We start from the raw sequence: 12,533 nt of genomic DNA on the forward strand, positions 1-12,533 counted from the left end.
GGAAGTGAACCGCGGCTGGATACTCGCTGCGAACCTCGCGAGTGATCTCGACGCCTGGGTGCGGCTGCTGGCCCTGCACGACATCGACGGCCTGGCCGGCGCCGAACCGGACACCATGCGCTTCCGTCTCTACCACCTGCCCGCCCGCCTCGCCGATCACGCCCGACGCCGAAGGACCAGGAAGGAGAAAAACCGGCAGGACTCCGGGCTCGTGGAACCCGGCGCACCCGCGGCGTCACGCGACGGCCCACCTCCAACGGCCTGAGGACATTACGGGCGAACTGCCGAGCAAGTCAGCCACCAAACCCCGCTGACGAATCGAGGTTAATGGGGGAACCGTGAGTGACTCCGAGCACACCGCGGGACGAGGGCCGTCTACAACTTGCCCGTCCTGAAATCCGCGCTGCTCTTGAGGACCGCGGAGTTCACGGTCCAGTTCTCCGCCTGGACCCTTTCCCAGAGGCTTCCCTTGCCGGATTCCCTGCCCAACTGGTCCTCTCGACGGAACCACGCCTCAGCGGTCCTCATCCTTTTGGGGTGTATTTCGTCGAGCAGGGCGTAGTCCCTGGTGATGATCCCGTGCTTCCATACATTCCAGAAGCCGGTGAAGTTGTCACGGAAGCTCATGGTGCTCTTGTCGTCGGGGTCGGCGTTGTATCCGGCAGGGTGGTCGGCGATTCCGGTCAGGTCCGGGCTGTTCCAGTACGCGTCCAGATCGGTGTCGATGTACTGCGCCGGATGCCCGGTGACCTTTTCGAACGCCGCGGCCATGTCGGCATAGGTCATGTGCTCGATGGCGACTTCGAGGTCCATGCCGTTGGCCCGTTCCGGGTAGTCGAAGAGCCAGCGGACATAGAAGCCGCAGTCATCCAGAGCGACGTGCGGGACGGCCCCCTCGCCGAGCGGGACTCGCCACGTGACGACACCGTTCTCGACGGAGGGCGTCATGGGCGTGAGCGGTGAGATCACCATCTCGATATAGGGCCCCGAAGTGAAGACCGCCGCTCCCATCCGGTCCCTGTTTTTCTCGTTCTGGAACAGTACCCATTCAGCCATGCGGCCCTTTCCGTCATAGTGACCGGTGCGGAACCTGGAGTCGTAGCCCGATTTCTTGAGGGCGTAGTCAAGATTGCCGTAGACGAAGAACTTGATTCCTTCTTCGATCGCGATCTCATACGTGCGGATGGCCCAGTAGGTCTCCGCTTTCTCGCCGGTGTTGAACCCGTCGATGTTGATGAACGCCCCGTCGCAGCCGCGAAATCCTTCGCGCAGTACGTCCTCATCGGCGAACGTCCCTTCGAGGATGGAGACGTTGCCAAGCGCAACGAGCTCCTGAGCTCGGGGCGAGCTGGCGTCCCGGGTGAGGACTTTGACGGAGTACTTCTTGTCGGCGACAAGGGCGCGGACAACGGGCATTCCTTGGGCCCCTGTGCCGCCGATGACGAAGATGGAGGAGGTGGCGTGAGTGGTCATGGTTGTGACTCCAAGGAGGAAACCGATCGGTTTCCAACACAGTACACCGATCGGTCTCCAGGCGGCAAGCGCACAGGGGTCGTCAGGGTCCCCACGGAACTCTGCTGTCCCGCGAGACCCCGACCTGGACGGAACCTAGGCGGCAAACCCTGTCGACGTGCGGCGACCACCGCCTCGAAGCGGGTGCCGGCTCCGAGCTTGCGCATCGCGCTGCGCAGATACGACTTGGCCGTTCAGGCGGCAGCGGCAGCCTGCGACCGGTCTCGGCGTTGCTGCAGCCCAGCGCCACCTGCGCCAGGACATCGAGTTCCCGGGGTGACAGGGGCGGGCCCGGTACCGAGGGTGCGGCGGAGGGCGGGGCCAGTCGGCCGGCCACGTCGAGCAGCCGCCACGTCGAGCAGCCGACCGGCTCCGGCTGCGACCGCTCGTCGCGCACCCGCCGCCGCACACGGTCCGGCGCCGGCCGCCGCGTGCAGGACGTAACCGGACCTGACGATGAGGGTCGTTGGTCACTCGTCCCCTTGGAGGGCGCGCTTCTGCATCCCCCCGGCCGGATGCGCACCTGTATCGCCTCAACGAGTGAGCCGGGGACCACAGGGCGGCCCAGCTGTCCAGCCGACCTGCCCGATGTCCTCTGTAGCCCATGGGCGGTTGCGCAGCCCGAACACAGGCAACACACATGGGCTTGACACAGAACCGAGCTGGAAGAGGCCGACGGTTCCTTGTCGGCCTGCGCCATCGGGTAGCCGGCCGGGGCCGGCTGCACCGGAAGCCGGTCCAGCAGTGCCGCGTTCGACAGGATCAGCACCATCAGGTCCTGGTCGGCTGCTCTGGCCCGTCGACGAGCCAACGTCTTGTGGGCCATGCTCCGCCACGGAGCGTCTTACGAAGGCCACCGCCCGTCACAGCGGCGGCTTTGACATCGTTGTTGGGAAGTTCTTCAACCTCCGACTGTGCCGTGGCGAGTGATCGATGATGTGTTGCGGGTCAGCTCTGCGAGGTAGGCATCCAGCGGTTGGGACCGCTCTGGCAAGGACTGGCGAAGGTCCCACCATCGGATGGCCGCGATCTCGTCGTTGGGCTGGAAGGACTGTGAGGCGTCAGCGGCCTGGCCGGTGAATAGGGCACCGTATTCGGCATGCTGGTCGGGCGCCAGAGTGAAGCTCGGGAAGCCGACGAAACGCAACTGGCCTTCGGGGACGTGGTTGGTTTCCTCCAGTAACTCGCGCGCGGCCGCATGGCGAGGGGGCTCATCAGGGTCGATCTGTCCGCCTGGCAGTTCCCAGGTCTGCCGGAACCGGTCGAAAACCATCAGGACGCGGTTGCCGTGCCACAGGGCTACCAGCGCCGCGGGCAGGGGCGCGTCACTGGGTGGCTTGTCTTCCGCTGCCAGAACGAAGGAGACCAAGGCGTTGCCGCGGTCGTCGACGGCAAGCGGCGGGGAGTGCGGGGCAGCCATCTCGACATGATGCCCACGCTGCTCCGGCATTAGCCCGACTCGTACCTTTTCGTCGTCGAACAGCGTCTCGAACTGGTTCACTCGGTTGGCATTCGCCGGATGCTGAGGCGGCCTTCGTCTGATCACGTGCTCCGACCAAGGTGCACCGATCAAGACGAGGTGAGGTTCCCCCGGCGAGTGGGAGGTGCTGATCAGCCGGTCAGGGCGGGTTGAATGACGACGGCTCATGTGCCACGTGCGGTGACCGAGTGGGGGCGGCCTGCTTGACGAGGCGCCATGGAGATTGGCCCGCTCCGGACCGCCCGCCCGCCGGTACCGATCGAGGGCACGCTCGCCACGCAGCCCCGCACGTTGCGGAGTTACCTACCTCGTGGGCCTGTTCAGATACCGATCGGCCTGTTCAGATGCAGATCACGATCTTTCCTCGGGTGCGTCCGCGCTCGGCGTGCGCGTGGGCGTCGGCGATCCGTTCCAGGGGGTAGGCCTGTTCGATACGGGGTGTGTAGCGGCCTTGCCCGCCCAGTTCCGCAGCCGCGGACAGGAGAGTGGAATCGTTCTCCGCGTTGACCACATGCGTGCCCAGGCGCTGCCCGCCCGCGTGGTCGGCGACCGTCGCGACGCGCTTCGGGTCACCTGTGATCGCGACGAGGTCGTCCAGGGAGCCGGAGGCCGCGGTGTCGAGCACGATGTCGACGCCGTGCGGAGCGAGGGTGGTGAGGCGCTGCGCGAGGCCGGGGCCGTAGGTGGTGGGAACGGCGCCGAGTGTGGTGAGGAACTCGTGGTTGCGTTCACTGGCTGTCCCGATCACAGTGGCACCTTGCGCTACCGCGATCTCGACCGTCGCGCTGCCCACGCCTCCGGCGGCGCCCTCGACGAGAAGGGTGCGCCCCGCGAGGGAGCCGAGCGCGTCGAGCCCACGCATCGCGGTCACTGACGCGAGACCGGCACCAGCGGCCTGCTCGTCGTTCCACGTGGCGGGGGTGTGCGCCCAGGCCGAGAGGATGAGCAGCTCTGCGGTCGCCCCGGTGACACCACCCAGTCCGAAGACGCGGTCGCCGATGCTCACCCCCTGCACTCCGTCGCCGATCTCGTCGACCACACCGGCGCCGTCGCGCCCGGGAATGGCGGGCAGCTCCAGGGGAATCAGCTGGTGCAGGGCGCCGGCGCGCAGCTTCCAGTCGATGGGATTGACGCTGGTCGCCGCGACGCGGACACGGATCTCACCGGGTCCGGGGTTGGGGGCGGGGGCCTGCTCGATCACCAGGCTCTCCGCTCCACCGTATGCGTGGAACCGGGCTGCGCGCATATTGGTCTGCCTTACTTTGACGGGCCGGAATGACGTGTTCATCCGACGCTCGTCACTCTAGAACCTGACGTTGACGTGAGGTGCAAGTCGCAACTGCCGCCCGGCCGAAGGAGGGCAGGCGCGGATGGGTGAGGTTGCCGAGCGGGCGGGGGTGAGCGTGGGGGCCTGCGCCACTACGAGGGATCACACGCCCGTCACGATCGACGACACCCATGTGCCCGCGGGCGGGCTCGGCGATCCCGGCACGAAGCGAGGACTGCCGTGCGTGCGTGAACCGCGTGAACGCTCTCGGGTCCGCCGCCCGGTCGTGATCAATCTCGGCGTCGGCAACGGTTCGACCGGCCCCCAGGGCTGCCCCCGGAGCCGGCATTGCTAGCCTAAAGTTGACGTCAACGTGAGGTACGAGCGGGAAGGGAGTGTCCTGCGTCATGCGCATCGGGCAGCTCGCCAGGCGGTCAGGGGTCAGCGTGCGGGCCCTGCGCTACTACGAGGAACAGCGGCTCCTGGAATCGGCGCGGACGCCCGGTGGGCAGCGTGACTATCCCGACGAAGCCCTGGAGCGGGTCCAGCTCATCCAGGACCTCTTCGCGGCCGGCCTGTCCAGCCGTACCGTCGTCGAACTCCTGCCGTGCGTGAGCACCGGCGTCGCGACCCCGCGGCGAACGTGGCGCAGGACTGATCAACCCGTCGTGTAGGGGCCCCGACCTGTCCGGCATCTACCGGGCACTGGCCGGCCACGGGAAGCCCCAGTCGTTATCCGGAGGCCGTCGAAACAGCGTTCGTCGCTCTCGCTACCCAGGACGCACGCCGGGCAGCGGTGGGCAGGGCAGGCCGCGGCTGACCACGGTGTTGGCACACCGCAGGACCGGTCAGCCGCAACCTCTCCGACCGGACAACGTCCACGAGCGGATAGCAAGGGTCCGGGCGGCCCGCTCGGCTGGATCGACCACGCCATCGATACCGGAGAGGTGGACATGTGACTTCTTTTGGCTCGGGAACCAAGCGATTCCACCATCCAGTGGCCGGCGATCCGGAACTGGCCTACGAGACCCTGCGCGCAACGGACGACCCCGATCAATCCTTGATCACCTATGCCGCCGAGCCGGGCAGCCCCTCGCACGACGCCCTGCGGATGCTGCTGGCCTGGGCCGCTGAGATTCCTTCCCCCATGCCGGCCGGCGACCGCGCGCGCTGAGCTTCCGGTCCGGTCCCGGCCTCACCGCCGGAGACCCGCACCTTCGTCAGACGCGCCATCGGTCGATGTCCTGACCAGGACATCGACGAATAGAGCACCGCAGACCGGCAGACCCGGCCCGGCGGATATCCGCGTGGCCCTCGTCAAGAGCTACGAGGTCTGCCAGGAGCCGATCGGCAAACGCGTCACCGCACGCATCGCCCCGCCCGACGATCCTGGCGGGGTCGGCAGCGGATGCCGTCCCCACTAGACGATCATTTCCAAGGGGTCGGCGATCGTAGGCGGCCTGCGTTCGGCGGGTGTGACCTTTCCAGCCGGTCTTCTGCGTGGGCGCGCACCAACGTGACGTCCGTTTCCTGCCAGCAACCGCCCGTGCGTCGATTCAGCATGGGCACATGACCAGATACACCGTGCTCCCCGTTGACGCAGCCGTCCTGGAGGAACTGCGGGTTCTCGACGACGCGGGCCGTCCCTGCGCCCCGTACATCGCGACCGGCGAAGACGTGGGCTCTCCGCTGCGCTGCTGCCTGCGTCCCATCACGCTCGGCGAGCGGATCGCCCTTGTTTCGTACGCCCCGTTGCGTCGCTGGGCCGCCACTACGGGTGCGGATCCGGGCGCGTATGACGAACAGGGCCCCGTCTTCATCCATGCCGACGACTGCGGCGGGTTCACTCCCGGCGAGAACTATCCCTTCGCTCGGCCGGGAGCCCTGCGTACCGTGCGCCGCTATGACGCCCGGGGCCATATCGCAGGCGGCCGTCTTCTGGAGATTCCGGCCGACGCCACGACTGGCTTCGACGCAGCCTTCGATGATGCGTTCAACGATCCGGACGTGGTGCTTGTACACGTCAGGGCACTGGAATACGGATGCTTCCACTTCGAGGTGCGACGCTCCTCCGCCAAGGATCAGTAGCAGCCGTGCCACCTGAATGATCGACTTCAAGAGATCGGCTGCGGGCATCAGTCGAGGGAGGCCTTGCTGAGCTCACTGCCGAAGCCGAAGCCGAAGCCGAAGCCGCGGTCGCCGCCGTCGCCCGGAAGCCGAGCTGCGTGAAGCCGCCCGGATCACGGCCCGCGCCGACGAGCTCCAGGCGCTGCGCGAGCGGGGCACGCTGGAGCAGACCGAGCCACGCGAAGGCGACGAAGCCGTCCGGGACGGACTCACCCGCCGCGCCGGGTCGTACGTCCAGGCCGACGCCGGCGCCTGGCTCGCCCGTGCCCTGGCCGCGAACCTCGGGCACTACCGCGACCCGGTCGCCCGCCAGGCCGCCGTCCTTCTGCCCGCGCCGGTGCTCATGCACGCCGCGCTGCTCGCCGCACTCGCCCGCCTGGTCCCGGGCGTCGGCATCGGTCAGCTGTTGTTCGCCGCCCGCGCAGTTGCCGATACCGAAGCCGCCGATGACCTCGCCGCGTCCCTCGCCCGCGCCCGCTCGTAGCGCAGCATTCAGTTGGACCGGGCGGCTGGATTGGCCGGGTCAGGCGGACTCGGACGTGGCAGGGAGGCGGGCGTTCATCGCGGCCCCGATGCTGGGGTAGGACGGCATGAGCGTGCTCAGGCCGGTGAGATCGAGCATTCGGGACAGGCGGTCGGGGACCGCGGCCAGGGTCAGCGAGCCGTTTGCGGCCATCGCGCAGCGCATGATGCCGATCAGGGCGTTGAAGCCGGAGGAGTCGCAGAAGGTGATCCCGGTCAGGTCCAGGATCAGGTGCGGATGTCCTTGGGCGATGACGTCCAGTGCTTCTTCGCGCAAGGCGGGAGCGGTCTGTGTGTCGATCTCTCCGCCGACGCAGAGGGCCGCCAGGTGTCTGTCGGTGTGGGTGGTGGTGAGGGTGAGGTCGTCGATCACGGTCAGTACTCCTGGTCGGCGCGGGCGGCGCCGGCGACGGGCGTGACCAGGCTACGGGCCGTGGATACGGCGGCCGTCTGTTCAGTGGCCGGTGCCAGGGGTACGGACAGCGCGAGCAGGGCGACGTCGTCTCCGGGACCGGTGGGCAGGTCGGTGATGAGGGCGATGGTGTCCTCGATCAGGCGGCCGGCGTCCGGGGTGGTGCGGGTGGTGAGGAAGGCGGCCACGCCTTCCTCACCCAACATGGTCCCGTCCGGCAGGCGGCCCTCGGTGAGCCCGTCGGTGTAGAGCAGCAGGCCCTGGCCCGGGGCGAGGTGGAAGGTGTGGGAGGCGAACCGGGCGCCCTCCAGTGCGCCCACGAGCATGCCGCCCCTGGGGCGTACCCCGTTCACCACCATCGCGCCGTCATCCCCGTGCTGTATGTGGAAGGCGGGGGGATGACCGCCCGTGGCCACGCTCACGGTGAAACCGCCGCCCGGAGCGGGCTGCAGGGTGCCGAAGACACAAGTGCAGAACCGGCTGCCCATCGAGGGATCGAGGAGCAGGGCGCTGTTGAGGGCGTCGAGGACTTCAGTGGGATCGTCGTGATGCTGGGCGGCTGCGCGCAGGGTGTAGCGGGTCAGCGAGGTCACGGCGGCGGCTTCGGCGCCCTTGCCGCACACGTCCCCGAGGAAGAACGCCCACCGCTGTCCGCCCAGGGAGAAGACGTCGTAGAAGTCACCGCCGACATCGCGGGGCGAGTCGGTCTGATAGTGGCAGGCCAGCTCCAGCCCCGGAACCGACGGCAGCGCGGGAGGCAGCAGGGTGCGCTGGAGGGTGGTGGCGAACGCGGTGATCGCCTCCGCGTCCCGCTCGGCCCGCGTCCGCGCCTCCTCCTCCCCCCTGCGGCGCTCCTGCTCCTCGCGTAGCAGCCGCAGGCCCGAAAGTCGCAGCTCCATGGCGTCCAGAACCACCGCGGCCAGGTCGGCCAGGGTTTCGGTGTCGGCCTCGGTGATCAGACGCGGTCTGGTGTCCAGAATGTTGACCGTGCCCAGCCGGTGGCCGTCGGCGGTGATGATCGGCGCCGCCGCGTAGAACCGCACCCCCAGAGGACCGGTGACCAGCGGATTGGTGCAGGCGGTCGGATCGGTAAGGGTGTCGGGGATCACCAGCGTGTCATCGCGTAGGATCGCCGACCCGCACAGTCCCGGGTCCCGGCCAATCTCCGCGACCCCTTCCAGGCCGTGAATGGCCTTGAACCAGATCCGGTCGGCATCGACGATCGTCACGCTGGCCACAGGGACATCGAACAGGCGGGCGGCCATCGCCGCGACCCGGTCGAACGCCCCGTCGGGCGGGGTGTCGAGGATGTCGTAGCGGCGCACCGCCTCCATCCGCGCCGCCTCCACCCCGGCCGGCGGTACCCGCCTCAGCCGCAACTCGCCTGGCGAAGCCTCAGGCGCACCTGCCATCGCTCAGCTCCTGCTCTTCCGCGACGGAACCGGTCCCAACGCCCAGTCCTCGACCACCGACCCTACGACAGCAGCGAAACCCGCCTCCGCCTCCGAGCATCAACCACTCGCCCCGCTATATCTCCACATGAAGGCGCCAATATCCAGCAGGAGCTGGTCCGACTTCATTGGCAATCGGTCCCCGTCCGATGTCAGAGGACCTCCCCGCTCAATTGAGGGATAGTTCATGGATTGAGCCAGGTCATGGGCGTTTCGCCGGTTGCCCGTTTCGCCAGGTTGGAGATCATTGCGAGGCGGATCATGCTCTTCGAGTGGGCGAGCCGTCTCGGCGTGGTGGCAGGGGTGGCGGTCCCCCGGCTTTCGCCGGGATCCGCAGTGGAGGCGGGAGCGGGCGGAGGCCCGGGGCTGCCTGTCCGGAAAGCGACGCGATGTGCCGCCGTGTCTGAGCCCTCGGGCGGGCGGGAGCGTTGCACCCCCGTAGGCCGTTTCGCACACACGACAAGGGTGAGGGGTTGCCGTGACGAATCTCGAGGCTGCGGTCGAATCCGTGGCACAGCTCTCCACGGTCTGGCGCGCCATGGTGCTCGACCGGGACGAGCAGGCGGACGTACGGGATCTGCCAGGCGTCGCCGTCCGCTGGGCCGACTGCCGCTTCGCCTTCTGGAACGCGATCACCCTGACCGAGACCGGGGCCGACGCCGTACTTCTGGAAAAGCGTCTGGCACAGGCGGCGGACATCATGCGGTCCAAGGCCCAGCCAGGTTTCCTGTGGCTGTTCGAGGACCTGCTCGCGGACGACGCACGCGCGGCGCTGACGGAGGCGGCGGAGCGCGCCGGCCTGGTCCACGCCTTCCCCGGCACCGGCATGGCCGGCGACCTGCTGCCCATCCCCGAGCCCCACCATCCGGAGCTGACGTTCGAGCGGGTCACCACCGACGAACAGCTGCTGGCCTACGCCGACATCAACTGCCGGGCCTACGGCTTCCCCCAGGAGGACGGCCGCGACGGTCTGGCCGATTCCACGCTGTGGAAGGAGGAGGTGTACGCGTACCTGGCCCTGCGGGACGGCGCGCCGGTCGCCTGCGCCGCCACGGTCGAGGCGGAGGGCCGGCTCTTCGTCGTACTCGTCGCCACCGACCCCGGACACCAGCGCCGGGGCTACGGCGAGGCGGTGACGCGCAAGGCGCTGTACGAAGGCGCCCGCGCCACCGGGCTGACCCGCGCCACCCTGCATGCGACCGTCGCCGGGGCACCGGTGTACCCGCGCATCGGTTTCCGGCCCAACTCCCCGATGCGCTTTTACGGACTCAAGGGCTGAAGGGCCCAAGGACTCACCCCCGTCGTCTGCGACGCGTTCGACGGCACCCGGCTCGCGGCCTGTCGCCAGACCCGTGACTGGAGCCAGGTCGAGCTGGCCGAGCGCCTCGCGCAGGCCCGCACCGATGGGCCGGCGTCGGTCCTCGACGCCGCCCGGCAGATCCGCACGCTGGTGGTGCGGGTGTCCTGCTACGAGTCCGGCCGGACCAGGCCGCGGGCGAAGGCGGTGCAGTGGCAGTGCTCGGCGTCGACGTGCTGCGGCTGCTGGCGCCCGGGACACCGGTCACGCTGCGCGCGACTGGGGCTGCCCCAGGACGACGTCGCTGCCGTGCTGGGCATCAGCCGCAGCCTCCGCCGCCGTCGAGCAGGATAGGCGGGCGGCGAGCGCCTGAGACGGCCGCGCTCGCCGCGGCTCTGCACACCTCGGTCGACCAGGTCCGCCGGGCGCTGCCGCCGGCGTGACGGCTCAGCCGTCACCGGGGCCGAGGAAGAGCGGTGCCGCGGAGTCCGAAGTGGTCAGGGCCAGCGGCCCGAGCTTGGCACCCCGGCCCCTCCGACGTCCGAGCGCGAGAAGTACAGAGATTTTGGCGTGTCTAGTGCGACGCACGACGTCAGCTACGGGGGAGCACGCCCAGGAGGGTTGCGGTCAGGGCCAGCTTCAAGTAGTCCTTCAGCTCCAGGTGGAAGCGGGCCAGGTCGGGCTCGGCCTGGTAGGCCGCCCGCAGACTGGGTGGGGGTGTGCTGTACGCCGACAGCGCGCCGGCCATGACCATGGTCTGCAGGCTGAACAGCGTCGCGTTCTCGCCCAGCTCCGGCAGGTACTTCAGGAGCAGGGCGGTCATGGTTGTCAGGCGGTCCAGGGAGGCGCGCTTGTAGCGTGCGACGACCTCGACGGAGACGTTGTGTTCCAGGACGCTGCCCTGTGCACCGAAAAGGTCGCACAACACCACTCGGCCGGAGAGCGAGCGGCTGAGGCTCTCGGCCACCGCTGCCGCTCGCTCGGCCATGGGCAGATTTTCGTCGATGCCGGCCGCCAACTCTCCTGCCAGTTCAGTCAGCCACTCCTGCAGGAGGCGGTCCAGCAGTTCCAGCAGCACCGCCTCACGAGACTCGAAGTAGCGCAGCACGTTCGGCTTCGCCAGGCCTACCCGGCGGCTGAGCTCGTTCAGGGTGACCGCGGCCACAGGCATCTCGTCGAGCATCGCCGACGCCGTGTCGAGGATCGCCCGTCGGCGGATCTCCCGCTGCTCTTCGGTTCGTGCCCGCTGGAAAGTCACGATCACCAGCCTAACTTAGGTACCGACGGTACGTTGACAGAGTACCGAAAGTACTTTAACGTCGTCGGCACAAGATACCTTCGGTACGTTAACTTGGGAGCCTGGCATGAGCGAGAAGTGGACGACGGCGAACATTCCGGACCAGCGCGGGCGGGTGGCTGTGGTGACCGGCGCAAACACCGGCCTGGGGTACGAGACCGCCAAGGCGCTCGCCGAGCGCGGGGCGTCCGTGGTGCTCGCCGTGCGCAACGTCGAGAAGGGCGAGCAGGCCGCGGCCCGCATGACCGGCGACGTGACCGTGCAGGCGCTGGACCTGACCTCGCTCGACTCCGTCCGGACCGCGGCGGCGGCGCTGCGGTCCCGTTTCGAACGGATCGACCTGCTGATCAACAACGCCGGCGTGATGTACACCCCGAAGCAGACCACCCGGGACGGCTTCGAGATGCAGTTCGGCACCAACCACCTCGGCCACTTCGCGCTCACCGGGCTGCTGCTGGACCTGATGCTGCCGGTGCCCGGCTCGCGCGTGGTGACGGTCAGCAGCACCGGCCACCGCATCCGGGCCGCGATCCACTTCGACGACCTGCAGTGGGAGCGGTCGTACAGCCGGGCAGCCGCCTATGGTCAGTCCAAGCTGGCCAACCTGATGTTCACCTACGAGCTGCAGCGCCGGCTCGCCACGCACGGCACCACCGTCGCGGTGGCCGCACACCCCGGCATGTCCAGCACCGAGCTGGCCCGCAACACTCCCGCGGCCCTCCGCCTTCCGCTCACCTGGCTCGCGCCGCTGATCACCCAGACGCCGGCGATGGGCGCGCTGCCGACCCTGCGCGCCGCCACCGACCCCGCCGCGCTCGGCGGCCAGTACTACGGTCCCGGCGGACGCAACGAGGTCAAGGGCCACCCCCGGCTGGTCACCTCCAGCCCGCAGTCGTACGAGGCAGCCGTCCAGCAGCGGCTGTGGGCCGTCTCCGAAGACCTCACCGGGGTGAAGTTCCCCGTCGTTCAGTCCATGCACAACTCGTTTCCCTCCGGATCGGCCATCACGATGTAGCCCGCGCTGGTAGGAGGCGCCGGCTCGTCGCGGCGCGAGCGGGTGGCACCGAGACCGCTGGGTGGGGCTTCGCGTACGGGTTGCCGCTTCTTTCAACTGCCAGCGGGGCGGCGCAGGGGCAAGGTGTACAGCGCTGCGGGGATGCCGGACAGG

Annotated in this window: 12 protein-coding genes and 4 pseudogenes; 7 read left to right on the top strand and 9 right to left on the bottom strand. The window is 68.7% G+C overall.

Annotation, left to right across the window (positions count from 1 at the left end; genetic code table 11):
• Nucleotides 1-265, top strand: a pseudogene (locus tag ACWD0J_RS29300) (hypothetical protein); the annotation flags it as partial.
• 110 nt (nt 266-375) lie between these two features.
• Here ACWD0J_RS29300 and ACWD0J_RS29305 read toward each other — a convergent pair.
• The 4 genes and pseudogenes from ACWD0J_RS29305 to ACWD0J_RS29320 all read right to left on the bottom strand — a co-directional run bounded on the left by ACWD0J_RS29305 (nt 376) and on the right by ACWD0J_RS29320 (nt 4,238).
• Entirely contained in the window at nt 376-1,473 is a 1,098-nt protein-coding gene (locus tag ACWD0J_RS29305; RefSeq protein WP_451498860.1) for an NmrA family NAD(P)-binding protein, read from the bottom strand.
• A gap of 137 nt (nt 1,474-1,610) precedes the next feature.
• Nucleotides 1,611-1,858 (bottom strand): annotated as a pseudogene (locus tag ACWD0J_RS29310) (response regulator transcription factor); the annotation flags it as partial.
• Between the two features lie 555 nt (nt 1,859-2,413).
• Nucleotides 2,414-3,013: an NUDIX hydrolase gene (locus ACWD0J_RS29315; protein WP_451498861.1), complete on the bottom strand. Its 600-nt coding sequence runs from the start codon at nt 3,011-3,013 to the stop codon at nt 2,414-2,416.
• A 319-nt stretch (nt 3,014-3,332) separates the two neighbouring features.
• Nucleotides 3,333-4,238, bottom strand: a complete 906-nt coding sequence (locus tag ACWD0J_RS29320; protein WP_451498862.1) for an NADP-dependent oxidoreductase — start codon at nt 4,236-4,238, stop codon at nt 3,333-3,335.
• Nucleotides 4,239-4,666: 428 nt separating this feature from the next.
• Here ACWD0J_RS29320 and ACWD0J_RS29325 point away from each other — a divergent pair.
• From ACWD0J_RS29325 to ACWD0J_RS29340, 4 genes and pseudogenes are all read left to right on the top strand, one after another.
• Nucleotides 4,667-4,891, top strand: a pseudogene (locus ACWD0J_RS29325) (MerR family transcriptional regulator); the annotation flags it as partial.
• Nucleotides 4,892-5,214: 323 nt separating this feature from the next.
• Complete coding sequence (locus ACWD0J_RS29330; RefSeq protein WP_451498863.1) at nt 5,215-5,433, top strand: MmyB family transcriptional regulator; 219 nt, start codon at nt 5,215-5,217, stop codon at nt 5,431-5,433.
• Nucleotides 5,434-5,828: 395 nt separating this feature from the next.
• The gene (locus ACWD0J_RS29335) at nt 5,829-6,347 is read left to right on the top strand and encodes a DUF1203 domain-containing protein (protein ID WP_451498864.1); all 519 of its coding nucleotides are present in this window, start codon (nt 5,829-5,831) and stop codon (nt 6,345-6,347) included.
• Between the two features lie 376 nt (nt 6,348-6,723).
• A complete protein-coding gene (locus ACWD0J_RS29340; RefSeq protein ID WP_451498865.1) occupies nt 6,724-6,870 on the top strand; it encodes a hypothetical protein in 147 nt (48 codons plus the stop codon).
• 39 nt (nt 6,871-6,909) lie between these two features.
• Here ACWD0J_RS29340 and ACWD0J_RS29345 read toward each other — a convergent pair whose 3' ends face one another.
• From ACWD0J_RS29345 to ACWD0J_RS29355, 3 genes and pseudogenes are all read right to left on the bottom strand, one after another.
• Nucleotides 6,910-7,281 carry an STAS domain-containing protein gene (locus ACWD0J_RS29345; protein WP_451498866.1) on the bottom strand — a complete coding sequence of 124 codons (372 nt, stop codon included), beginning with the start codon at nt 7,279-7,281 and terminating at the stop codon, nt 6,910-6,912.
• 2 nt (nt 7,282-7,283) lie between these two features.
• On the bottom strand, nt 7,284-8,732 hold the full coding sequence (locus ACWD0J_RS29350; protein ID WP_451498867.1) for a PP2C family protein-serine/threonine phosphatase: 1,449 nt from the start codon (nt 8,730-8,732) through the stop codon (nt 7,284-7,286).
• Between the two features lie 224 nt (nt 8,733-8,956).
• Nucleotides 8,957-9,049 (bottom strand): annotated as a pseudogene (locus ACWD0J_RS29355) (IS5 family transposase); the annotation flags it as partial.
• 260 nt (nt 9,050-9,309) lie between these two features.
• Here ACWD0J_RS29355 and ACWD0J_RS29360 point away from each other — a divergent pair.
• Nucleotides 9,310-10,050: a GNAT family N-acetyltransferase gene (locus ACWD0J_RS29360; RefSeq protein ID WP_451498891.1), complete on the top strand. Its 741-nt coding sequence runs from the start codon at nt 9,310-9,312 to the stop codon at nt 10,048-10,050.
• 188 nt (nt 10,051-10,238) lie between these two features.
• On the opposite strand, the gene ACWD0J_RS29365 is transcribed toward ACWD0J_RS29360, so the two are convergent.
• A complete protein-coding gene (locus ACWD0J_RS29365) occupies nt 10,239-10,388 on the bottom strand; it encodes a hypothetical protein (RefSeq protein ID WP_451498868.1) in 150 nt (49 codons plus the stop codon).
• Between the two features lie 272 nt (nt 10,389-10,660).
• A complete protein-coding gene (locus tag ACWD0J_RS29370) occupies nt 10,661-11,326 on the bottom strand; it encodes a TetR family transcriptional regulator (protein WP_451498869.1) in 666 nt (221 codons plus the stop codon).
• A gap of 106 nt (nt 11,327-11,432) precedes the next feature.
• Here ACWD0J_RS29370 and ACWD0J_RS29375 point away from each other — a divergent pair, with 106 nt between their 5' ends.
• Entirely contained in the window at nt 11,433-12,380 is a 948-nt protein-coding gene (locus ACWD0J_RS29375; protein WP_451498870.1) for an SDR family NAD(P)-dependent oxidoreductase, read from the top strand.
• Nucleotides 12,381-12,533: the final 153 nt, after the last annotated feature.

Source organism: Streptomyces sp. NPDC003011 (genome assembly GCF_053591515.1).

Bases quoted from the DNA above. Each gene is read 5' to 3' on its own strand.
- ACWD0J_RS29305 (WP_451498860.1), bottom strand. From the start codon at position 1,473: ATGACCACTCACGCCACCTCCTCCATCTTCGTCATCGGCGGCACAGGG.
- ACWD0J_RS29320 (WP_451498862.1), bottom strand. From the start codon at position 4,238: ATGCGCGCAGCCCGGTTCCACGCATACGGTGGAGCGGAGAGCCTGGTG.
- ACWD0J_RS29335 (WP_451498864.1), top strand. From the start codon at position 5,829: ATGACCAGATACACCGTGCTCCCCGTTGACGCAGCCGTCCTGGAGGAA.
- ACWD0J_RS29350 (WP_451498867.1), bottom strand. From the start codon at position 8,732: ATGGCAGGTGCGCCTGAGGCTTCGCCAGGCGAGTTGCGGCTGAGGCGG.
- ACWD0J_RS29360 (WP_451498891.1), top strand. From the start codon at position 9,310: ATGGTGCTCGACCGGGACGAGCAGGCGGACGTACGGGATCTGCCAGGC.
- ACWD0J_RS29365 (WP_451498868.1), bottom strand. From the start codon at position 10,388: ATGCCCAGCACGGCAGCGACGTCGTCCTGGGGCAGCCCCAGTCGCGCG.
- ACWD0J_RS29375 (WP_451498870.1), top strand. From the start codon at position 11,433: ATGAGCGAGAAGTGGACGACGGCGAACATTCCGGACCAGCGCGGGCGG.